Source organism: Cellvibrio polysaccharolyticus, assembly GCF_015182315.1.
Taxonomy (GTDB): Bacteria; Pseudomonadota; Gammaproteobacteria; order Pseudomonadales; family Cellvibrionaceae; genus Cellvibrio; species Cellvibrio polysaccharolyticus.
In genome coordinates this window covers 737,147-760,372 of sequence record NZ_PRDL01000001.1, presented here as the reverse complement: position 1 = coordinate 760,372, position 23,226 = coordinate 737,147, and the positions used below count along the sequence as shown (strand labels likewise).

Sequence of the window (23,226 nt, the reverse complement as noted above, 5' to 3'; positions counted from 1 at the left end):
GTTACTTCAAATTACCGGTCAATCAATTAGGGTTGTCCGGCGGCGTTTGAATCACTACGAAATTGTAGCGCGTGCAATCGCGCATAATGTGAGTTACGCGCCAATAATTCCTGATGTTTGCCCTGTTCGACAATTTCACCGTCGACCAGTACTACGATTCTGTCGGCGCGCTCGATCGTTGATAGGCGGTGTGCGACCACAAACGTGGTGCGCCCCTCTATCACCTTTTCCAAAGCAGCCTGAATATAACGCTCCGACTCATTATCCAGCGCCGAGGTGGCTTCATCGAGAATGAGGATAGGAGCGTCTTTTAAAATAGCGCGTGCAATTGCCAGACGCTGACGCTGGCCACCGGACAGGCGAGCGCCACCTTCACCAATCATGGTGTCAAAACCATCCGGCAAGGCATCGATAAAACTGCGGGCATAAGCCAGCTCGGCAGCGTGTACCACGGCTTCGCGAGGCGTATCTTTGAGGCTGCCATAGGCAATATTGCCAGCCACTGTGTTATCAAACAGTGTTACTTGCTGGGTCACCAGAGCGATTTGTTGTCGCAAGCAGTCCAATTGGTAATCTTTCAGAGGGACACCATCCAGGGTAATCTCACCTTCCTGATAATCGTAAAAACGGGCAATCAAGTTCACCAGCGTGGACTTGCCGCTACCGGACGGCCCCACCAGCGCAACGACCTCACCAGGAGCTACATCCAGAGTAATATTTTTCAAGGCGGGTTTGGCAGCACCGGGATAATGAAACCCCAGTCCATTAAAGCTGACCGCACCCTTCGCGCGCTCAACGCGCAATGTGCCTTTATCTTCTTCAATCGGGCGGTCCAGCAGCTCGAATACACTGTCTGCAGCAGCAACACCTTTAAGAATAATTGGCGTAATTTCGCCCAGACGGCGCATGGGATGCAAAATGGCACCGACGGCGGTCATGTAAGCCACGAAAGAGGCAGGATTATCAATAGTCATCACATTCAACGCAAGAAAAATCAAACTTGCCATGGCAAATGCAACAATTAATAAAATCAGCGGGCTGTTAGCCGCAGCCGTCACGACAATTTTCATGTTCTGCTGGTAGTTACGACGGCTTGCGTCAAAAAAGCGTTGCCGCTCATAAGCCTCACCACCAAAACCACGCATGACCCGATAGCCGTTGATCATTTCACTGGATACCTGAGTGATATCACCCACTGTGTTTTGCACTTTATTGCTCAGCCGGCGCAGACGCTTGCCTACCGTGGTTACCAGGTAACCAATCACTGGCGCAATCACAATAAAAATCATCGTCAGCTTCCAGTCCATATACAGCAGAAAAGCAAACAGACTGATCACCGTAAAACCTTCCCGCAAACCAATTCTTAACGCATCGGTTGCTGCGCCGGTCACACCATTGATGTTGTAGGTGATGATGGAAACCAGATGACTGGAGTTTTGCTCGTCATAGGTAATGCCAGGCAACCGGGTCATATGGTCAAATACTTCTACACGCAATGTATGGATAATGTTGTAGGCAATTCGGGATAACAAATACACCCCGACGAACGCGCCAATGCCACGCAAAATTGTCACCCCGATAACCTGTAACGGCACCAGAAAACGATCCTGCGGGTTATTCTCCTCAATAATGTGAATCAGGTTTTCAAGAATTTTGATAAACATGGTTGTAGATGCCGCATACAACGCAAAACCCAATACACAGAAAAAGAACAACAAACGATAGGGCTTGAGATATGCCAGCAGTCGCATATAAACCGACAATGCTGATGACTCTGGGGCAAGCTCTTTTTTAGGCGCGGAAGTCATTACATTACTTACCTGCAGGATAAAATGCTAATCGATAGCGTGAGTGTTGGTTGTTAAAGATTGTATTCATAACCGGTATGTAAAACCTGCTTAAGAGCGTTGCGTTTGCCGGTTGCGGGATACCAGCATAGCGGTGATCAGACCCGCTGGAATCCAGTACAGAAACCATTTTGCATTCAGTTCCCAGAACAGCACCCGTGAATCGGTAAAGAGACACAGACACCCGAAGCACAACCAGAGGTACAAGGGCAGCAGAATCTTGTCACGGGAAAACCACCGCAACAACAGAGCAAGATGGGTAACCGCCAGAGCCAGCCCAACCAAACCATTACGGTAAAAAATATCAAGCCAGGCATTGTGAGGATGATGAAAAAATCCTGAGGGAATCGTCATGTGGTCATCCGCCAGGGAACCACTTCCCACCCAGGGTGTTTGCCAGGCGAGATGCCAGACATCATGCCAAATATTGTCCCGCTCCGACCACGAAAAGCCACGCTGCGTCAGCACCTGAGCGAGATCGGTAAACAGCAACACCGGCAACAGCAGTACCACCCCTATCAATGCATGGATGAGTAATATTTTCAATGAGGGGCGAATGAAGACTAATGCAGCCAATATAACCACAATAAACGCGAGAGCCGGCCCACGGCTTTGCGAGAAAAATAAGGGGAGCAATAAGATCAGTGTTGCTAAAAAATACACCAGCGAGCGTTTGATCTGATCCTGCTGTAGAGAGAGCACGTAAGCAATAACCGCCACGCTGCCAAAAATTTGCGCAACCACAATCGGGTAACGAGCAACACTCCAACCTATCATGCGGTAATCAAGAGGATTTTCAGAATAACAATAAATCAGCGCAGAAATCGCGACTACTACACCGATGATGACGGTGATATTAAAAAATCGCGGCATATCCGGCTGTTGCCGTGAAAATACCCAGCAAACGCCGCATAACCAGAAAAACAGCACAAACCAGTGCAGAACGAAGTATCCCCATTCGCCGGATTGTGATCCCCAGGAAACGGCGAGGGTCGCAAACCCGGCGTAACCCAGCGCGGCCAGATTGATCCAGCCACCATATTCATTAAACGACGGTTTCTGCCAGGGCAACACCAACAATAAAGGTAAAAAAAGGAAGAGTACAAAAACAACATCCAGACCATCGCGTGATGGTGACCAGATAAAGCTGGTTACAAACAGTAAAACTCCCCACCCCGCCCAGGATAAAGCTATTTGCTCCCGACGAGCCCGACTCATTAGCACCATGACACCTAACCTGCCTGATTCGACTTGCTGTCGCCTGATTGTTTGGATAATGCAACCGACTCAATATAGTCAGCGGCATGTTCTGTTAAAGAAAAAATGTCTTGCTGTTGCGCAAAAAGACGAGCCTGATCAATCCACTGCTGTCTTTCTGTAGAAGCGATATCGGCAATTGCCTGAGCCAATTGTCGGGAAACCGCATCATTATTACCTGGCAGCACCTGCCCCAGATGATGATCACTGATGTAATTGGCGTAACCGCAAACTTCTGTTGCGATAACCGGCAGCCCGGCAACCATCGCTTCCAACAGTACGGTTCCGGTATTTTCGCTATGCGCAGGATGCAATAGCATGTCTGCCGACCACATCAGCTCGGAAACATCATCGCGCGCACCAAGTATTTTAAGAAGATGACTGACACCGAGTTTTTCAGCCTGGCGCTCAAAAGCCTCACCATCATCCTGTCCCGCCACCCATAACTGAACACGTTCACGCAGCGTATCGGGCAATAGAGCAAGGCTTTTTATCGCTCGCCCCAGCCCTTTGCGTTTGAAGTCAGACCCCACCATTAATAAAAGCAGAGTGTCCTCGCGCAGACCGTAGTCCTGGCGTTTTTGCAAACGCAATGCCGGATAATTCTCCGGCATTATCCGCTCTCTTCGTATGCCGGGCGGCAAGAGATGAAACCGTTCTGCCGGGGTTTGATAATATTTTTGAAAAATAGCGATTTGCGCCTGCGATATCATCATGACTCTGGTCGCTTGCTGCGCACCAAAAACGGCGGCTTCCAATTTCAGATAGGTGCGACTACGACTGCTTAAACGATACCATCCACTGCGCTCTTCCCAGGCTTTTTGCGCGAAGCACACATCAGCGGCGTAGTACACATCCAGCCCGGGCATTTTATTAAAACCTACGACAGCGTCGAAAGTTTTGTATTCAGCGCGTTGCTGCAACTGGCGAGCAAATTGCACCGCTCGCTGGTGATTACTCCAGCCTCGCACCGGTAACTCAACCACAGGAATGGCATCGGGTTTTATGCCCTGCCAGGAGCGGGTGTAAATCGTAACCTCATGGCCTCGCTGATGACATAAGCTGGCAATGGCCAACATGTCGCGTTCAAGACCGCCGTAAGGAAAATACTGAAATAATGCAAAGGCCAGCTTCATTCGATTAACCTCTCAGCCCGCGAGCAATCAGACGTTGTTCACGTCGCTCAAGCTGCGCTGAACGCTGACTGATTTTTTTTAACAGAGAAGAATGTTGCTGCATAATTTGGCTGAGGGGCGCGCTGAAATAATGACGAAGAAAACGGTAGCAATCCCGGCGGGTTAGCGAAAAGCCGTTGGCAGAGAACAGCAAACTGGCAATATCCTTGACCAACCAGCGCTCGGGAACACATCGACGCACTTGAGCCCGGTGCAAATCCACGAGGTATAACAGCGGCTCGCTGCCCTGTAACCAGGCTTCAACAGAGGCCATCTCCAACATAAAATGACAGAGATAGAAATCCCGATGATTAATACCATCACCGTGCAGTTTTCGGGAAATTTCGGCGATTTTCTCTATCAACCGCAGTTTCTGATCGAATCGGAGCGGCTCGGTACGAGCGGCAAGATAATGATCAAGCTGCAGCGTTCCTTGCAGTTCGCGGGTTATCAAAAAGGATAATCGCCGGGCAGGATTGGTATATTTTTCACCAAACCCCACCGGTTCCAGGCTGGCAATCCCGATAGCGGGCATCCGATTCAAAGCCTGCCATTCATTGCGAGCGCCGATCACCGGCAAACGAAACCGTATTAAATTTTTCAGAATTTCCAACCAGCCCACACCGGTGTGCAACTTGCGATAATAAGCGGTATTTCCCAGCAGAAACCGACGCGTTTCACGCCCGTCTACCTTGCGAGCAACATCGCCTTCGAGGTGTTGCACCAGTGCAAAAACGTCTTTTCCTTGCCAATAAGCCTGCAACTCATCATGCAAAACAAGCGCTCTGATAGCTTTTTCTGTCAAGGTCAGGTTCCTGTGGGGCCGACTCAGTCCGTAAGGGCCAATTAAAGAAATACGTGTGCTGTCAGCCCAATAGGGTTGCGGGCGACTGTACCACGAGTTCATCCAGCGCGCGCAGAACCCGTTCCGGTAATAAATCATTCAGACATCGCAAATGTCCTTTCGGACATTCACGTTTAAAACAGGGCCCGCAATCGACCGGCACGGACAGTACTTTTACGGCATCTGCCAACGGCGGTGTGAAGTCCGGCGATGTTGAGCCGTATACCACCACCATTGGACGCGCCAGGGCGGCGGCAACATGCATCAAACCGGAGTCATTACTGACCACGGCGGAAGCCATCGACATCAGGTCAATGGCTTCATCAAGACGGGTGACACCGGCAAGGTTGAGGCAGTGCGCGCGCGAAGCAGAGGGCACCAGATCACAAATACTTTGCGCGACCGGCTGATCTTTGGCAGACCCCAGCAACCAGACTTGCCAGCCCTCGGCAATTTTCTGCGCCGCAACCTGGGCAAAATAAGCTTCGGGCCAGCGTTTGGCAGGGCCAAATTCTGCACCGGGGCACAGTATCAGGACCGGCCGCTCGTCGGACAATGCAAATTTTGTGAGTAATTGTGGTATCGCCAGCGGATCAACCCGCAGTGCAGGCCAAGGGTATTTTTCCGGCAGGGCCGCATCCGGCGGGTAGGCAAGCGCCAGGTAGCGCTGCACCATTTTCGGATAGCGTCGCTTACTTAACAGCCGGATATCATTGATCAGGAAATAGCGCATTTCACCGCGCCAACCGGTCCGCTCGGGAATCCCGGCAAAAGCGGGAACCAGCGCAGACTTGAACGAGTTGGGCAACACAATGGCTTGCTCGTAACCGATACCGGAGAGAAATTCACCGAGTTTCCGGCGCGTGCCAAAATCCAGCGCACCGTGGCCGAGCGGCATTTCGATGGTGTTATCCACTTCCGGCATACGCGACAGCAGCGGTAGCGTCCATGGGGAGGCGAGCACATCCAGCCGCACGTGCGGATTGCGCTGCTTGAGCACTTTGAAAAGGGACTGGGCCATCACCATATCGCCAATCCATGCGGGCCCAACAATAAGGATACTGGCGGGGTCAGATGAAGCCATAACCGAACTCGGAAAAAAACAGGTACATCAATTGGATAAATCAATAAAAAGGGAGATCCGGGGATCTCCCTCAAGCGCGGTCAATTACTTGACCGGCGACAACCACTCACCATGGGTAGACAACTCGCCACGCACAGCTTTGAAGTACAAATCCTGCAAACGGGTTGTTACCGGACCGCGACGACCTTCGCCAATTTGACGGCCATCCAGCTCGCGAATCGGCAATACTTCAGCCGCCGTGCCGGTGAAGAAAGCTTCGTCGGCGATGTACACTTCATCGCGGGTGATGCGTTTTTCACGGATCTCATAACCGCAATCAGCTGCCAGGGCGAAGATGGTATTACGGGTAATACCATCCAGACAGGAAGTCAGCTCCGGGGTATAAATAATGCCATCGCGCACCAGGAAGAAGTTTTCACCACTGCCTTCTGCTACATAGCCTTCGTTGTCCAGCAACAATGCCTCTTCCGAACCGCTGTCCAACGCTTCCTGCAGAGCCAGCAGGGAGTTGATGTAGTGGCCGTTGGCTTTGGCTTTACACATGGAAATGTTGACATGGTGACGGGTGTAGCTGGAGGTGCGAACCTTGATACCTACATCACGCGCTTCCGGTGACATATAGGAAGGCCAATGCCAGGCAGCAACGATGACATGAACCTTCAGGTTGTCAGCACGCAATCCCATCCCTTCTGAACCATAAAAGGCCATCGGGCGAAGATAGGCTTCTTCCAAACCATTTTCACGCACCACCAGCTTGTGTGCGTCGTTGATTTGCTCTTTGCTCATCGTCATTTTCATGCGCATGATGTGAGCAGAGCGGAACAACCGGTCTGTATGTTCATGCAGGCGGAAAATACTGGTACCACGGGAAGGGCTGTTGTATGCACGAACGCCTTCAAATACGCCCATGCCGTAATGCAGGGTATGCGTCAAAACGTGAACCTTGGCATCGCGCCAGGGTACCAGCTCGCCGTCCAGCCAAATAACGCCGTCGCGATCGGCAAATGACATAGCCAACTCCTAAATATCAATCAGATCAAGTGAAGAAAAGCCGCTGCGCCTCAACAGGACAGCCGCTTTTCATATTCTGTAGAACCTTGCGATTCATTGGTCGTTGGTCATCCGGGCAAACCGGGACCCGCCAACTGGCGCTCGGCGACAAATCCAACCGGGGTTTGATTTGTTGCGCAATAACCGCCTGCAGACGTGGTAACGTGAGGCGGCGTACGGGAGATTGAGTCTTGTAGGCCCAATCTGACAGACAAAGGATGCGGCGCTGATGATCTGCCTGCTCCCCTACTCCGAGTATGCGAAGGTTATCCGTGTACCGGCATGCGAAGGCTATTTAAAAGCCTCCGTAAAAGCCGCCTATTGAAACATAAATTCAATAACGACGATATATATTTCCGGGTTCTCTCCGTCACGTTAACAATCCAAAACAATCCAGCATCAATTCGGTTTTAGATAACAGGCACTTGTCATTTTTAACGACAACCCCGCGCTCATTTCCTCTGTAAAATCGGATGCATTCCACAGGAAATTTACATGCCCGAAAGGCGAGCCCGGATAACTTCGACCAAGGAAAGTACGAACTGCCACGTAGCCTCGCGATGCCTCACTGGTATCAATAAGAACCGGGAAAGAAGATGCTTCACCACCCCCAACTGAAGGCAGCTGCGCTTCAAGCGAGTGTATTAACCGCATTTGACACAACCCCTGCTGATAGAGAGATGATTGTATCTGCACAAAACGAACCGTGGAAAAAACTACCAGAAGAACCATGAAAGCCAACAGCAGCCGCTTACCGGAGCGCAAAGACAAAGCAAGCAAGCCGGCAAGAGCCGCCGACAGCACTGGTGTTGCGGCATAGAGGTAATGAGCACCGTTATTGGTAATAGAAATCACCGGCACCAAAAACACAAAATAGAGCAGCACATAAGCAACCGCCCGCTTCCAGCCAAAATGGAATGCCACCAACCCCAACAGAGCCAAATGAATCAGGGCGCCCGTGCTGATACGAAGCGAGGACATATATTGCATGGAAGACATTTCCAAGGCTTTATTCACAAAGGGATAGGCCCAGTAAAAAAATAGATGCTGCACAATATTGGTAGACTCCGGCTCATAGACCGAATCAATATCGCCCCCAAATGACACCAATAGCGCCGGCAGCCGCACCAGCAAATACATAAGGAAAGGCAAACCAATCGCCAAACAAACCCCGTAAATACGAGGAGAATAGAAGATGTCTCTCAAAGAGGTGCGGTGCAGTTCCATAGCAAGAAAACCGACAGCAATCAGCACCGGCAACATAAAGGCGGTTTCTTTGGATAAGGAAGCACACAATCCTGCAATCAATAAACCGACATAGTTGACCCAACCTCCAGCCCCTGGAGCCTGGTGAATACGCCATGCAAACAGAATTGCCCACATAGCGAAGAAGGGATAGATACGGTCAAATGATGCCGCTGACCAACCGGTAGAGGTGATAGACAGCGGAGATATCACGAAGAGCAGAGCCGCAATGTTAATCGTGCGCCGGCTCACCTGCATTTGCCCCAGCAGCAACATAAATACCATTACATTGGCAAAATGAACCATGACCTCAATGAAGTGGCTTATCCAGGGCGCGTCGACCATAAAGATAGATGCAAAGCCTTGCTGGATAAATCCCAGCGGACGCACGGGATAACCAAAATCGGGACCGGCTTTAAACTCTCCATACCTTGCAACGAAATCGCCAAGACCAGCGGTAGACACATGGTCATATTTTTGCCACTCGTCATGACTGAAAAAGCCGGGGTTGGCGATTACCATAAGATGTGTAAAAACACAGAAAAGAAACAAAACCCCAAGAAACCGTGCGCACTCCGGCACACGCAAACTGCTATTCATAAACACTCCCAATTCAAACCCGGGCAGCAAACCTGCCCCTTTCCTATTTTGCGGCGCCTATTTAACGATAATTAAACGGCCTATTCCAGCAACGCAGCCCAGAGGGCGCGAACATGCTGACGTTCGCTGGCGAACAATGGCTGCTCTGCGGAGAGTACGCCGGACTCTTGTTGCAGGGCGCGCTGATGGCCGATCGAGCGGTAGATTTTGTAAAAGCCGATCAAGGCTTGCGCCTGCTCATGGGTCAGTTTGCCCACGTCGGCCAGGGTTTCCAGAATGCGGATATTGTCGGTGTAACGGGTCAGCGCCGGGAATTCATGTGCCCAGGCGAGCACCGCGAACTGCACCATAAATTCGATATCGACGATGCCGCCGGCATCCTGCTTGATATTGAAAAGATGCAGCGCGCTACCGGTTTCCGACGACCCCAGCTGACCGCGCATTTTTTCACGCATATCTTTTACGTCCTGCTGCAATGCAGTCAGGTCGCGGGCTTTTGATAACACCTGATGACGAACCTGCTCAAAGGCGCCAGCCAATTTTTCATCACCGGCAACCACCCTGGCGCGCACCAGCGCCTGATGCTCCCAGGTCCAGGCTTCGGTCAGCTGGTATTTTTCAAAACCGACCAGACTGGCCACCAGCATGCCGGAGTTACCCGAGGGGCGCAGCCGCATATCCACTTCATACAATTTGCCGGATACCGTAGAGGTATTCAGCACATGAATAATGCGCTGCCCTAGTCGGGTATAAAAGGTGAGGTTATCCACCGGCTTTTCGCCATCGGTGGACAAGGTGGGCGAGGCATTGTGTAAAAACACCAGATCCAGATCCGAGCCGTGCCCCAGCTCGATACCACCCAGCTTGCCGTAGCCGATAATAACCATATTGGGCAACGTTTCTGCACCGCCGCCTGCCTGTCCGGGAGCGCCATGGCGCAACACCATTTGCTGCCACGACAATTGCAGCACATGCTCCAGAATCACTTCGGCAATGTAGGTGAGGTAATCGCTGACCTTCATCAGCGGCAGCGCACCGGTGACTTCGGTCGCGGCAACGCGCAAGGCGTGAGCGGAACGGAAGTAGCGCAAGGTTTCCATGTGGCCTTCAAGATCATCCCATGACAAGCGCAGGGTTTCGCGGCGCAGATCATCCCGCAAGGCGTTTTTGTCGGGCGGCGCGTAGAGGCTTTCCGGCGTTAACAATTCGTCCAGCAGCGCCGGGTGATGACTGAGCTGATCGGCAATCCAGGGGCTGGCAGAACATAACTTCACCAGTTGATGCAAGGCCGTGGGGTTTTCAATCAATAAAACAAAGTAGGCGCTGCGTCGGGCAATCGCTTCCATTAATGGAATGACCCGATGAAAGGTCTCGGCCACACCGGAGGGCAGCTCCGCGGTGCCCGCCAATCGGGCCAGCATCGCCAGCAAGCGCGGCACAAAGGCATCCAGCCGAGTGCGGCTGCTGGCTTGCATATTGCTGACCGCACGGCTGTCGCGGGTTTGCTGTAACCACTGCAATAAGGCATCGCTGTCGCCAGGGGCGAATTTTTCAATCAGCTCGCGCGCCTCTTCTTCCTGAACGCTGCCGTCCCACAAGCCGACGAAAGCCTCGCTTTCATCCCGCTCATCGGCGCTGTCATCCGCCGGTGCGGCAATGACTGCGCGAAACTCTACGGTGACGCGGGCCCGGTGTTGATTCAGCGCGTGCAGGAAATCCGGCCAGGCATTAAAGCCCATCACCCAGGCGAGGCGCGCCTGGGCGAGCTCGTCTTCCGGCAGCGCCTGGGTTTGCTGATCCTGCCAGGCCTGCAACGCGTGTTCGGTGTTACGCAGAAAGGTATAAGCGGCTTGCAACGCACTGGTCGCCGCTGCCGGCAGATAATTTTCATCCGCCAGAATCGCCAGCATCTTGCCTACCTGCCGCTCGCGCAAGCGTGGCTCACGCCCGCCACGAATCAGCTGGAATGCCTGTACCACAAATTCAATTTCACGAATGCCGCCTTCGCCCAGCTTCACATCGAGGTTCATACCTTTGCGTTGCACTTGGCGGGCGATAAGGCTTTTCATCGAGCGCAACGCTTCAATGACGCTGAAATCAATATATTGGCGGTAGGTGAATGGAAAGAGCAGCGCCATCAAACGCTCGGCGTCCTGCTGCGGTTCCTGCCCACCGGACACCGCGACTACCCGCGCCTTGATCATGGCGTAGCGCTCCCAGTCACGCCCTTGCGTCTGGTAGTAATCTTCCATGGCGTCGTAGTTCAGCACCAGCGCGCCGCTTTGCCCGTGCGGGCGCAAGCGCATATCTACCCGGAAAACAAAATCATCGGCGGTGCGGGCATCCAGGCTTTTAATAACCCGCTGGCCGAGGCGAATAAAGAAGGCCTGGTTGTCGATACTTTTCGGGCCATCGCGGGTTTCACCGGTTTCCGGAAAGGTAAAGATCAAATCAATATCGGATGACAAATTGAGCTCATGTGCACCCAGCTTGCCCATCCCCAACACCACAAAAGATTGCGGCGTGCCACTGTATTTACCAATCGGCGTGCCGTAACTGGCTACCAATTGACGGTAGTGCCAATCGGCACCCACTTGAATGGTGGTATCTGCCAGACGCGACAGTTCGGCGGTGGTTTCGGTCATCGGCAACAGGCGATTCAAATCCCGCCAGATGACCCCGGCCATAATGCGCTGGCGAAACCGGCGCAACAAAACATCCAGCTCGGCATCGCTAACCGCGTCCCGTGCAGCTTGAATAAATGCTTCATAAACGGCATCACCGGGGCGCTGCGCGGTTTCTCCCTGCACCACCAGGGTTTGCAGCAATGTCGGCTGGCGCATCAGCAATTGAGCAAGATAATCGCTACCAATAAGCGCTCGAGCCAACTGCTCTTCCAGCCCAGGCTGCTCTCTGAAGGATTGCAGCAGCGCTTCGTCTGCGGTGGACTGCAAGCGCAGCAACACACTGCTGACCGGCTCACGTAAAAACTCAGGCACAGATTCGGGAAGTAACATCAACAACGCACCTTTATATATAAATTCGACCACTGGTGGCTTTAGCCACGAGAAGGCTCAACTACACGCTTATGATGCCGCTTTCGAACCCGGGCGGCACCGCGACAATGTCAATTAACTGTTTTTTTCCAGCGGCGGCGCCACTCGCAAGACCTCCTCCAGGGTAGTCAAACCGGCGGCAATTTTTTGCGCGCCGGACAGGCGCAAGGTACGCATGCCCTCTTTCATGGCCTGACGCCGGAGATTTTGCAAGTTGCATTGTGCGGTCACGTTTTCCTTGATGGTCTCGGACAACACCAGAATTTCATACAACCCCTGACGCCCAAGATAGCCGGTATTGCGGCATTCAAGGCAGCCGACCGGGCGATAGATTTTTGCCGGAGGATTAACTTTCCACGGCGACACCAGTTGTTGCCAGTCATCCACCGGCATCTGATCTTCCGTTTTGCAATGCGGGCACAAGGTGCGCACCAGACGCTGCGCCATCACCCCCAGCAGCGTGGCATTGATTAAATAGGAAGGAATACCGAGGTCCAGCAATCGCGCCACGGTGGCTGGCGCATCGTTGGTGTGAACCGTGGACAACACCAGGTGACCGGTCAGCGCCGCCTGCACCGCCATCTGCGCCGTTTCCAGGTCGCGAATCTCGCCCACCATAATAATGTCCGGGTCCTGACGCATCAGGCTGCGGATACCGGCGGCGAAATCCAGGCCGATTTTGTGATGCACCTGGGTCTGGTTAAAGGACTCTTCCACCATTTCGATGGGATCTTCAATGGTGCTGACATTCACCTCCGGCGTGGAGATTTGCCGCAGCGAGGAATAAAGGGTGGTGGTTTTACCGGAACCGGTGGGGCCGGTGACCAGCACGATGCCGTTGGGGCGATCCAGCATACTGCGCCAGCGCTGGTAATCCTCACCGATCAGACCAAGGTCAGCAAAGCTGCGCAGCAGCACGTCCGGGTCGAAAATACGCATGACCAGCTTTTCACCAAAGGCGGTGGGCAAGGTGGAGATACGCAACTCCACTTCGCTGTCGTCAGCGCGGCGGGTTTTGATGCGACCATCCTGGGGTTTGCGCTTTTCGGCGATATTCATGCGCGATAGCACCTTGAAACGGTTGGTTACCGCCATGGAAACATTGGCTGGCAGCTCGTACACATTGTGCAACACGCCATCGATGCGAAAGCGAATGCGGCCCACCTGACGGCGCGGCTCAATATGAATGTCGCTGGCACGCTGGTCGTACGCATATTGCAGCAACCAATCCACAATCTTGACGATGTGCTGATCATTGGCGTCCGGGTCGGTGGCTTGCCCCAGTTCGACCAGCTGCTCAAAGTTGGTGACCGCCGAGGCAGATTGCCCACCACTGGCGCGACTGACTGAACGGGCAAGCGTATAAAATTCGATGGTATGACGGACGATATCCGCCGGGTTGGCAAACACCCGGCGCACCGGTTTGCGAGCAATGTGCTCGATTTGCGGCTCCCAGCCACCCACAAAGGGCTGGGCGCAGGCGATGACTACATGCTCATTGGTAACTTGCACGCAGAGGATTTCATGGCGCTTGGCATAGGCGTAAGACATGACCGAAGTAACCGCACCCACATCTATTTTCAGCGGGTCGATATGAAACACCGGCAAACCGGCTTTTTCGGCCAGCCACGCGGTCAATACATCGTCGTTCAGCGTGCGACCGGGGTTAGCCTGGTCATCAAGATTCTGGCTGGCGATATACGCCAGCGGGTTCATTACCGCCTGCTCGCGGGTGCGCGAGGCGCCCAGCAGCAAATTGGCATCCTCCGACCGGAGGCGGTGATCCGCCACCAGATCGGTGATCAAACGCCGTAAATCCAGCACTCCCTGAAAAGCCACCACCTGTGTCATTACTAACGATTCCCGAGTCATTAAGGAGAGCCGCGCCAAAATCAATCGCGCCCCTGCAAGCTACCGCCAAACAGCAGCTACATTGGATTGACAGGATTGTATCTGCTCACCGGCGCGCATAACACTCCCGGTTGGTGTCTTTAGCAGACATCACCCGGCTTGAACACCCTGCCAGTGTCATAAATATGTAAAAATCCTGCGTGACCTTCGCCAATGATGTTTTTATACTGCGCACATTTTCGCGGGCACTACTTTACGGCGTTTCCTGAAGGGGATTGATTACCATGCCTATTTCCAACCCGTTTTCCAACCTGTTTGGCCGCTCTCCTATCAAACCGCTGCAAGCGCACATGGCGACTGCCGTCAAGGCGGTGATTGAACTGCCGGACTTCTTCGAAGCAGTGATGGCAGGCGACTGGGAGAAGGCCACCAGTGTGCAACAGCGAATTATTGACTGGGAACACAAAGCCGACGACCTTAAAAAGCAGCTCCGCCTGCAACTCCCCAAAAGTCTCTTCCTGCCCGTCCCCCGTACTGATTTACTCGAATTGCTCACCATGCAAGACCGCATCGCCAACCGCGCCAAGGATATCGCCGGTATTGTGCTGGGGCGCAGAATGGTAATTCCCGATGTCATGCACCAGCAAACCCTGGAATTCGTCCAGTCAGGTGTACGTACAGCGGAACAGGCATTGAAAGCGATCAACGAACTCGACAGTCTGCTGGAAACAGGCTTCAGCGATCGCGAACTAACGGTTGTAGAGCGAATGATTCAAGACCTCGACAACCTCGAACAACAGGCAGATAAACTGGAAATCAGCCTGCGTTCATCTCTTTTTAAACTGGAAAACAACCTCCCTCCTGTCGAAGTCATGTTCCTGTACAGCGTCATTGACTGGATCGGGGATCTCTCCAATCGCTCCCACGACGTGGGCGGCCGCTTTCAACTGCTGCTGGCGCGATAACCTTCCCTTCCCTCCAGAGGAATACAACCAATGTCCGTGATTGCTGAATACGGCCACATTTTACTTATTCTGGCCTGTGTCTTTGGCGTGTTTATGGCGTGGGGTATCGGCGCCAATGACGTCGCCAACGCTATGGGCACCTCCGTGGGCTCCCGTGCTCTGACCATGCGCCAAGCCATCTGTGTGGCCATGGTGTTTGAATTTCTCGGTGCTTACCTGGCCGGCGGTGAAGTAACCGCAACGATTCGCAGCGGTATCGTCAACTCCGAGTTCATGAATGACAAACCCGATTTGCTGGTGTTCGGGATGCTATCGTCCTTGCTGGCTGCCGGCTGCTGGCTACTACTGGCCAGTATCATGGGCTGGCCGGTGTCTACTACCCACTCACTGGTAGGAGCAATTATCGGTTTTGCGGCGGTAGGTATATCGATGGATGCCGTTGCCTGGAGCTCGGTAACCTCCATTGTGTCCAGCTGGGTTATATCTCCAGTCATTGCAGGCTTTATAGCATTCTGGATTTTCCGCTCGGTGCAACATCTCATTCTTGATACCGAAGATCCGTTTACCAACGCCAAACGTTACATCCCTTTTTATATGTTTGCGGTTGGCTTCCTGATTTCCATGGTGACAATACTGAAAGGGTTAAGCCATGTTCTGAAGGACTCGGGCATACAATTCACTTTTGGCCAAAGCACGCTTATTGCATTAGTGGTTGCGGGAATAGTTACCGGTGTTGGCGTTATGCTATTGCGTCGAGTTACCCGAGATGCCGCTGCCGACGCTGAAAACCGCTATGCCAGCGTTGAGCGCGTGTTTGGCATTCTGATGATTTTTACTGCCTGTGCCATGGCGTTTGCACACGGCTCCAACGATGTATCGAACGCTGTTGGCCCTATGGCGGCGGTAATCGACATTATTAATTCCGGAGAAGTACACGCGTCCTCCCCCGTGCCCTCGTGGGTATTATTACTGGGCGCAGTCGGTATCGTGATTGGCCTGCTGACCTACGGCTGGAAAGTGATCATGACCATCGGCAAAAAAATCACCGAACTGACGCCGAGCCGCGGCTTTGCCGCAGAGATGGCAGCCGCAGCCACGGTGATTGTCGCCTCGGGAACCGGTATGCCGTTGTCTACCACGCACACCCTGGTGGGCGCGGTACTGGGTGTTGGCCTGGCGCGCGGTATTGGCGCCTTGAACCTGGGTGTTATTGGCAAAATCTTCCTGTCATGGATTATTACCCTGCCCGCCGGTGCCGGACTTTCCATTCTGTTTTTCTTTTTCTTCAAAGGCGTTTTCACCTGATACGCCCAACGGGCGGCTGCAGAGATTTGCAGCCGCCCGGTTTTCCTTGCACAGCATCTCCTGCCACCCGATCATCGCCCACAACACCGTTAAACCGTTAAACCGTTAAACCGCCTGATTATCGCGATCACTTCACTCTGGTATGTTTTTCCACCCGAATGCCCGCCGCTGCGCCTCCCGCCAGTGACCAACCAACCTCATAACCCCCACCCTGTGCACCAACATCATGCTCGCCTGCTCTTTTCAGGAGCAGCACCTGAACGGTTAAAAATCAGACCACAACAACAACGTTGTCATTTCGTTATCAATACTTTACAAAAAGAATATAAAAATAAATTTATATAAAAAACAATAAGATAAAAATATACGGTGCTTATATGCCTCAGCAAATGGCACATTAATCTCCGCGAAACAACACACCAAATTGACAACGTTGTCTGGTCGGCGTAAAAAATACGCGGCTGAACAAATCCTAAAAAATGCTGCACCAGAACAGGCTGTATTTTCAGTACTTCGAAAAAAACAGCGGTGAAACCTCAAGGGGTTTCCTGGGCAGCATTCAATAAAAAGCCTTATTGCCGGTAGCTGATTTGTGAATTTTCAAGCAGTACCTATGACTATCAAGAGGATTACCTATGAACGCTACTCCCAGGGCGTTACACAAAAAAATTCTGACCTCCGCCATTTCGGCCTGCCTGCTCACCTCGGGTTATTCACAGGCGCAGGAGCAACCGGTCGAAGAGCTGGTGGTTACCGGGGTTTATGCATCCCAGCTGAACGCCGTTAACATCAAACGCGATGCAGCCTCGGTGGTCGACGCCATCTCGGCAGAAGACATTGGCAAACTGCCCGACTCGACCATTTCCGACTCCTTGCAGCGCATCCCCGGCATTCAAATCGAGCGTACCGCCGGTGAGGGTGGCCCGGTGCAAATTCGCGGCCTGTCCAATGTCGCCACCTCATTGAATGGCGAAACTTTCCTCAGCGCCACTACCATTGATAGCTCGGGCGCCGATTTTGGCGATTTGCCTTCGCAGCTATTTTCCGGTGCCGACGTCTACAAATCACCACTCGCCTCGCTGAATGCGCAGGGTATTTCCGGCAGCATCAACCTGAAAACCCGCCGCCCTTTTGATCTGGACGAAGGCTGGACCTTTGCCGGTGCTGCAGAATTTGACCGGGGCTCCATCAGCAAGGAAACCGACCCGTCGGTTAACGCTCTGGTCGGCTGGAATAACGACACCTACGGTTTCGTGATCAGCGCGGTTACCACCGAAAAAAATCTCGCCTCCGATTACAACGGTTACTTTGACTCATCTGAAAATGGTGGCATCGGTGCCACCTACAACAACCACTACAACAATGTACCCGAGATAAACCCGGGCATTTACCACGTTTCTCCCCAGGGTTTCGGTGCATTTCACAAAGCGGAAGAACGTAATCGCGATGGCCTGAATGCTTCATTTCAGGCGCAGCTGACCGATGGCATTGAGCTGGTTGCTGATTATTTCTACAGCAAACAGGAGCGTTACAACCGCCGTGCCGGCTTCTCCATGAACAACCGCTGGCAGTCGTTCAGTGATTACCTTTACGTACCGGAAGGTAAATTTCTCGATAAGGAATTCACCGTACAAGACAGTAACGGCAACATTCAAAACTGGCGCACCGCCAACACCTTCAATGTTTTCCCCAACCGCTTGCAGTCTTTTTCGCAAACCAACTACAACCTGGAAAAATCGGAAAACGCCAACCTTGAGCTGAATTTCGACAACGGCGGCGCGCTCACCGGGCAGGTGCGGCTAACCCGGGCAACGGCAAATTCCAACATGCGCCATGGTTACACCGAAGGCGATATCCTGAGCATTGATAAAGGCACGCGCATTACCGGCCCGGGTGGCTTGATGCCGGCAGAATATTGCGGCGAGAACGATGTACCAGTAGGTGATAACGGTGGCTGCTACGTGGCTTACTCACCGGGCGCCATTGAAGACAGCGATTTTATTCTCACCTATGACGCGTCCGGCAAGCATCCGGTTTTTTCCGGATTCGATCAAATTGTTGATGGCGGCCAGGGGCAAATGTCGGTTGCCGATTACATGAGAAGTATCGACTCCTACCATGTGGGCGCTATCGCCTCCGAAGGCAACACCCGCGACAAAGGTGAGCTGAACACCTACAGCACCAGGTGGAACTATGCATTTGAAACGGTTCCTTTTGTTACCAGTGTCGATTTTGGGATTCGCCGCAGCGAGCGCGAAGTTGATCATACCGTTTACGACCTGTTCAGCACCTTCGATGACACCGGCTGCTCGGCGCTTTATAAAGCCGTTGACCAGTTTGCCGGCACACCGGAATGTGACCCCAACTTGCCGCAGGGCGAAATGGTCAATGGCGAGTTCGTCAACTACACCCTGATTCCACCAATCCGCAGCGATCAATACAACGACGTTATCTGGGTAGATAATTTTGGCGGCGCGTCCGGCATTCCTGGCGTATGGGTAGCTGACCCGCGTATTTTTGATGATGTGGTTGCCTATCAGGAAAAAATATTTGGCCCGCAATATGAAGTCATTCACCCGGGTAGAACTTATAAAGTGAATCTCGATGAGTGGCATTACTTTGCACAGGTTAATTTTGCCGCAGGAGATCTGAGCGGTAATCTCGGCGTGAAGGTCATTGATACCGAGCTGACCGTTTTGCAAAATCTGGTAGGCGGTGCAGTGCCTCACTCAGGCGCCAACTACGCGGTGGGCACTGAAACCAGAAACCGTAAATACACCGACGTATTACCGGCATTGAACCTGGCCTATGACCTGACAGACGATTTGAAAGTACGTTTTTCTTACGGCGAAACCATGCAGCCATTAAGCCTGTTGAGCTGGGGCGGCGGCAAAACGATCGGGCGCACTTTCAACGAAGAGTGTCAGTGTATGCGCGTGCTGAACGGCAGCCTGCAAGGCAATCCGGATCTTGATCCGACGCGCGCCAGTAACACCGACGTTTCCATTGAATGGTATGTGGGCAGCGCATCAGTATTGGGTGCAGCACTTTTCCATATCGACATCGACAGCTTTATCCAATCGGGCCGCATCATGATGGATGAACCGGACGATGACGGTGTTAATCGTGGGCCACATCCTTTCTCTTCACCGGTGCAAGGAAAAGGCGGCAAGGTACAGGGTATTGAACTGGCCGCGAAAATTGCTTTCCGTGATTTTACTGACAGCATCATTTCCAATTTCGGTTTTGATGTGAACTACACCTACTCCGACAGTTCACAGGATGCGGTGGGTTTTGGCGGTAAGGAAATGCCTTTTGTAAACAACTCCAAAAACACCTACAACATTGTGGGCTGGTATGAAAATGATTTCCTCTCTGCGCGCCTGGCCTACAACTTCCGTTCGCCGCGCCTGATTACCGCAGGACGTTTCGACACCGGCTACCAGAGTTTGTATCAGGACGATTACGGCCAACTGGATTTGAACGTGACCTGGAGCGTGACCGACAATCTGGATCTTTATCTGAATGGAGCCAATATCACTGAGGAATTCCAGCAAACCTATCTCGAACACAAAGACCAAAAAGCCTTCCAGAATATTTATGAGGCGCGCTGGTCATTGGGTGCAAGGGTAGCTTTTTAATAGCCTGGACGAAAAATCCGTAAAATAGCGCACAAGAAAACCACCATCGCGATGAACGATGGTGGTTTTTTATATGAACAAACCAGGCTTATATAAAGCTCGATATCACGCCTGACAATGGCGGGCAATAAAGTCGCCGTGCGACATGGTTTGCCGGGCAGCCTGCGCAATAGCCGCTTGCATTTTTTCCAGGTGAGATTTCAGTTCAGCCATACTCATGCGGTCAGCCCTGCTGTCGTAGCGCTGCGGCTGGCAATGAAAGCCATTATAAATGGATAGCCAACTTTCCTTTTTAAAGGCCTCATGGTCATACATAACAATATGTCCACGGCTTTCAAACAGCTTTATTTTATGAGCAAGCGACTCGGGTATTTCCATGCCACGGCAAAACCGCCAGAAATCAGTGTCGTTCCTTGCGGTTGCTTTGTAATGCAAAATAATAAAATCGCGAATGCGTTCAAACTCGATACGGTGCAACCGGTTGACCTCATCGATATCGCATTGATTAAAATGGCTGTCCGGAAAAAACTGCATTAACTTGCTCAAACCTGTTTGAATCAGGGAAATACTGGTGGACTCCAGCGGCTCCAGAAAACCTGACGCCAATCCCAACGCAAAACAGTTTTTATTCCATATTTTCTTGCGCAAACCGGTGACGAAATCGAACCGTTTGGGGTTATTAATTGGTTCCGTATCAAGATGACTGAGCAAAGTGGTTGCTGCTATATCGTGATCGACAAATCGGCTGGCATAAACATAACCATTACCGGTGCGATGCTGCAGGGGAATTTGCCACTGCCAGCCGGCATCCCGTGCAGTGGTACGCGTGAAAGGTGAAGGCTCGCCAAACAAATCCGTTTGCACCGCTACAGCACTGTCGCAGGGCAGCCAGCAACGCCAGTCTTCGTAGCCGGTTTGCAACGCACCTTCTATAAGTAAACCGCGAAAGCCCGAGCAATCAATAAAAAGCTGTCCGGCAATGGTCTCGCCGGAATCCAGCACAACCGATGCAATAAAACCATCATCATCGCGCAGGTTGACATCGATTACTTTGCCTTCTTTGCGAACAACGCCACGGTTCATCGCGTATTTTTTCAAATAGGCGGCATATAAACCTGCATCAAAATGATACGCGTAATTAAAATCAGCAAGCGACGACGGCGGTTGCTCATGCGGTTGGGCGAAACGGTTTAGCTGGGCCATTTGTGTGGAAAAACTGAAATCCGCCAAGTCAATCATCGCGCCTGCTTCACGCAGGCGGGCAACATAGTGATGAAAATCGACGCCTTGCAAAGACACGCCATAATCTGAAAAGGGATGAAAAAACCGGCGGCCCGGCTTGTACCAATCGCGAAACTCAATGCCCAGTTTGAAACTGGCATTGGTTTTTTTAATGAAATCAATTTCATCAATTCCCAACGAGTAATTGAATTGACGAATACCCGGAATGGTCGCCTCACCAACACCCACCGTGCCAATTTGTTCCGACTCCACCAACGTAATAACCGATGATTTTCCTTCAAAAAATCGCGACAAACTTGCCGCGGCCATCCACCCTGCTGTGCCGCCACCCACAATCACAATATTGTTAATGTCTGAACCTTTCACTCGCCTACCTCTTGATAATTTACAGATTTCCAGCTGCGTGAAAATTTTTAAAACCTGTAATAGAAATTACCAGCCGAACCGGATTATTAACAGAACAAAAACCCATTTTTACCTGGCAAACCTTTAAAAAATTCACCGCCTGCCTGTAGCAATAAATTCAATATTTATGCACTGATTTCGCGCCCGCTGCACCGCAACATCTCTGCATAACAATGACACGTGTTGCAAAGCCACAACCTGAACGCTAATTGCGCGCACCTAACGGTGGTTATCAATTAACCGCCTTAAAAAGGCAAAATTTACGCCACATATCGCCAGCTTTGCCATTAACGGGTATTTGCCTTATCTTTATCCGATTCCCGGCACGCGTCCGTTAACAGAAATTGCCAACCGCAATCCGCTGTTCACACAGGAGGCCGCCGTCCTATTTACGATAAGTGCGTGGAACTTTCAGGTTATCCATCGCTTAAAATCCGGGCGTTCACCACGCCAGCAACAGGTACCGGTTATGAGTTTTGATGCAAAGCGCTATCAGAAGCAGTTGCGGCAACTGGTCGCGATTCCCTCCGTCAGCTGTGCCGTACCGGAATGGGATATGCCCAATTTACCGGTTATTGAGTTACTGGCCGAGTGGCTGGAAGATCTGGGGTTTCGTACGCAAATTATGTCGCTCCCGCAACAGGGCAAAGCCAATTTGATCGCCACCCTGGGCGAAGGTGATGGCGGCCTGGTTCTCGCAGGACACAGCGATACCGTGCCCTACGACCAAAACCGCTGGCAGACCGATCCGTTTCGCCTCACGGAAAAAGACGGCAAACTTTTCGGATTGGGCGCTACCGATATGAAAGGTTTTTTCCCGGTGGTGCTGGAAGCCGTTCGGCCCTTTCTGAACACCCCACTGGAACAACCGATTATTATCCTGGCCACGGCCGATGAAGAAAGCAGCATGAGCGGCGCCCGGGCGCTGGTGGCCAATGGCGCCCCGAAAGCGCGCTATGCAGTTATTGGTGAACCCACCGCGCTAACGCCCATACGCATGCACAAGGGCATTATGATGGAGGCGATTCGTGTGCAGGGGCAAAGCGGCCACTCCTCAAACCCGGCGCTGGGCAGAAATGCGCTGGAGCCGATGGCGCAGGTGATGAATGAACTGATGGATCTGCGCCAGGATCTGCAACAACGTTACAACAACCCCGGGTTTGCGGTCAGCGTGCCCACCCTGAATCTCGGCTGCATTCACGGCGGCGATGGCGCCAACCGCATTTGCGCCGATTGCGAATTGCATTTCGATTTGCGCACTCTGCCCGGCATGGATAACGAAGCGCTGCGCGCCGCCATTCGGCAGCGACTGACGCCTATCGCCGAAAAGAGCGGCACGGATATTATTCTGTCTTCGCTGTTCGAGGGCGTTGATGCCTTTGCCGAGGACGAACACGCCGAATTGATTCGCGCCTGCGAGCACCTGACCGGCAAACGCAGTGAAAGTGTCGCCTTCGCGACCGAAGCCCCGTTTATGCAACAACTCGGCATGCAAACGGTTGTATTGGGACCAGGCTCTATTGATCAGGCTCACCAGCCTGACGAGTTTATTGATACGGCACAGCTCGCACCGGCAGTCGAAATTATCCAGGGGCTGATTCGTCAGTTCTGTTTGCCATCTCAGGCGAACGCCCGCTAAGCTTGCCTTCAACCACTTTT

Annotated in this window: 14 protein-coding genes; 4 read left to right on the top strand and 10 right to left on the bottom strand. The window is 52.4% G+C overall.

The genetic code is table 11. The features are described 5' to 3' along the window. Positions 1 to 26: 26 nt before the first annotated feature. From msbA to C4F51_RS03335, 9 genes are all read right to left on the bottom strand, one after another. Entirely contained in the window at positions 27 to 1,808 is a 1,782-nt protein-coding gene (gene msbA / locus C4F51_RS03375) for a lipid A export permease/ATP-binding protein MsbA (RefSeq protein WP_193907154.1), read from the bottom strand. A gap of 90 nt (positions 1,809 to 1,898) precedes the next feature. Further along, a complete protein-coding gene (locus C4F51_RS03370; protein ID WP_193907152.1) occupies positions 1,899 to 3,074 on the bottom strand; it encodes an O-antigen ligase family protein in 1,176 nt (391 codons plus the stop codon). 5 nt (positions 3,075 to 3,079) lie between these two features. After that, positions 3,080 to 4,240 carry a glycosyltransferase family 4 protein gene (locus tag C4F51_RS03365; protein ID WP_193907151.1) on the bottom strand — a complete coding sequence of 387 codons (1,161 nt, stop codon included), beginning with the start codon at positions 4,238 to 4,240 and terminating at the stop codon, positions 3,080 to 3,082. A 4-nt stretch (positions 4,241 to 4,244) separates the two neighbouring features. Continuing rightward, positions 4,245 to 5,084 carry a lipopolysaccharide core heptose(I) kinase RfaP gene (rfaP, locus tag C4F51_RS03360; protein ID WP_193907150.1) on the bottom strand — a complete coding sequence of 280 codons (840 nt, stop codon included), beginning with the start codon at positions 5,082 to 5,084 and terminating at the stop codon, positions 4,245 to 4,247. Between the two features lie 61 nt (positions 5,085 to 5,145). Beyond that, the gene (gene waaF, locus C4F51_RS03355; RefSeq protein WP_193907149.1) at positions 5,146 to 6,207 is read right to left on the bottom strand and encodes a lipopolysaccharide heptosyltransferase II; all 1,062 of its coding nucleotides are present in this window, start codon (positions 6,205 to 6,207) and stop codon (positions 5,146 to 5,148) included. A gap of 84 nt (positions 6,208 to 6,291) precedes the next feature. Then, positions 6,292 to 7,218 carry a branched-chain amino acid transaminase gene (locus C4F51_RS03350; RefSeq protein WP_193907148.1) on the bottom strand — a complete coding sequence of 309 codons (927 nt, stop codon included), beginning with the start codon at positions 7,216 to 7,218 and terminating at the stop codon, positions 6,292 to 6,294. A gap of 438 nt (positions 7,219 to 7,656) precedes the next feature. Continuing rightward, positions 7,657 to 9,102: a hypothetical protein gene (locus C4F51_RS03345; RefSeq protein WP_193907147.1), complete on the bottom strand. Its 1,446-nt coding sequence runs from the start codon at positions 9,100 to 9,102 to the stop codon at positions 7,657 to 7,659. An 80-nt stretch (positions 9,103 to 9,182) separates the two neighbouring features. Next, positions 9,183 to 12,119: a bifunctional [glutamate--ammonia ligase]-adenylyl-L-tyrosine phosphorylase/[glutamate--ammonia-ligase] adenylyltransferase gene (gene glnE, locus C4F51_RS03340; protein WP_193907146.1), complete on the bottom strand. Its 2,937-nt coding sequence runs from the start codon at positions 12,117 to 12,119 to the stop codon at positions 9,183 to 9,185. 114 nt (positions 12,120 to 12,233) lie between these two features. After that, positions 12,234 to 14,009 (bottom strand): GspE/PulE family protein, encoded by a 1,776-nt coding sequence (locus C4F51_RS03335; RefSeq protein WP_193907144.1) that lies wholly within the window; start codon positions 14,007 to 14,009, stop codon positions 12,234 to 12,236. A gap of 284 nt (positions 14,010 to 14,293) precedes the next feature. Between C4F51_RS03335 and C4F51_RS03330 the strand changes: the two genes are divergently transcribed. The 3 genes from C4F51_RS03330 (at position 14,294) to C4F51_RS03320 (ending at position 19,920) form a co-directional block, all read left to right on the top strand. Beyond that, positions 14,294 to 14,974, top strand: coding sequence for a TIGR00153 family protein (locus tag C4F51_RS03330; protein ID WP_193907142.1), 681 nt, complete (start codon positions 14,294 to 14,296; stop codon positions 14,972 to 14,974). 30 nt (positions 14,975 to 15,004) lie between these two features. Next, positions 15,005 to 16,279: an inorganic phosphate transporter gene (locus C4F51_RS03325; RefSeq protein WP_193907139.1), complete on the top strand. Its 1,275-nt coding sequence runs from the start codon at positions 15,005 to 15,007 to the stop codon at positions 16,277 to 16,279. A gap of 635 nt (positions 16,280 to 16,914) precedes the next feature. Continuing rightward, positions 16,915 to 19,920: a TonB-dependent receptor gene (locus tag C4F51_RS03320; RefSeq protein WP_193907137.1), complete on the top strand. Its 3,006-nt coding sequence runs from the start codon at positions 16,915 to 16,917 to the stop codon at positions 19,918 to 19,920. 105 nt (positions 19,921 to 20,025) lie between these two features. On the opposite strand, the gene C4F51_RS03315 is transcribed toward C4F51_RS03320, so the two are convergent. Further along, on the bottom strand, positions 20,026 to 21,528 hold the full coding sequence (locus C4F51_RS03315; RefSeq protein ID WP_193907135.1) for a tryptophan halogenase family protein: 1,503 nt from the start codon (positions 21,526 to 21,528) through the stop codon (positions 20,026 to 20,028). Between the two features lie 508 nt (positions 21,529 to 22,036). Between C4F51_RS03315 and argE the strand changes: the two genes are divergently transcribed. Beyond that, the gene (argE, locus tag C4F51_RS03310; RefSeq protein ID WP_193907133.1) at positions 22,037 to 23,206 is read left to right on the top strand and encodes an acetylornithine deacetylase; all 1,170 of its coding nucleotides are present in this window, start codon (positions 22,037 to 22,039) and stop codon (positions 23,204 to 23,206) included. Positions 23,207 to 23,226: the final 20 nt, after the last annotated feature.

Excerpts from the sequence above, each read along its gene's own strand:
- C4F51_RS03330 (WP_193907142.1), top strand. The coding sequence starts at position 14,294 with ATGCCTATTTCCAACCCGTTTTCCAACCTGTTTGGCCGCTCTCCTATC.
- C4F51_RS03345 (WP_193907147.1), bottom strand. The coding sequence starts at position 9,102 with ATGAATAGCAGTTTGCGTGTGCCGGAGTGCGCACGGTTTCTTGGGGTT.
- msbA (WP_193907154.1), bottom strand. The coding sequence starts at position 1,808 with ATGACTTCCGCGCCTAAAAAAGAGCTTGCCCCAGAGTCATCAGCATTG.
- C4F51_RS03320 (WP_193907137.1), top strand. The coding sequence starts at position 16,915 with ATGAACGCTACTCCCAGGGCGTTACACAAAAAAATTCTGACCTCCGCC.
- C4F51_RS03350 (WP_193907148.1), bottom strand. The coding sequence starts at position 7,218 with ATGTCATTTGCCGATCGCGACGGCGTTATTTGGCTGGACGGCGAGCTG.
- C4F51_RS03325 (WP_193907139.1), top strand. The coding sequence starts at position 15,005 with ATGTCCGTGATTGCTGAATACGGCCACATTTTACTTATTCTGGCCTGT.
- glnE (WP_193907146.1), bottom strand. The coding sequence starts at position 12,119 with ATGTTACTTCCCGAATCTGTGCCTGAGTTTTTACGTGAGCCGGTCAGC.
- C4F51_RS03335 (WP_193907144.1), bottom strand. The coding sequence starts at position 14,009 with ATGACACAGGTGGTGGCTTTTCAGGGAGTGCTGGATTTACGGCGTTTG.
- C4F51_RS03370 (WP_193907152.1), bottom strand. The coding sequence starts at position 3,074 with ATGGTGCTAATGAGTCGGGCTCGTCGGGAGCAAATAGCTTTATCCTGG.
- waaF (WP_193907149.1), bottom strand. The coding sequence starts at position 6,207 with ATGGCTTCATCTGACCCCGCCAGTATCCTTATTGTTGGGCCCGCATGG.
- argE (WP_193907133.1), top strand. The coding sequence starts at position 22,037 with ATGAGTTTTGATGCAAAGCGCTATCAGAAGCAGTTGCGGCAACTGGTC.
- C4F51_RS03365 (WP_193907151.1), bottom strand. The coding sequence starts at position 4,240 with ATGAAGCTGGCCTTTGCATTATTTCAGTATTTTCCTTACGGCGGTCTT.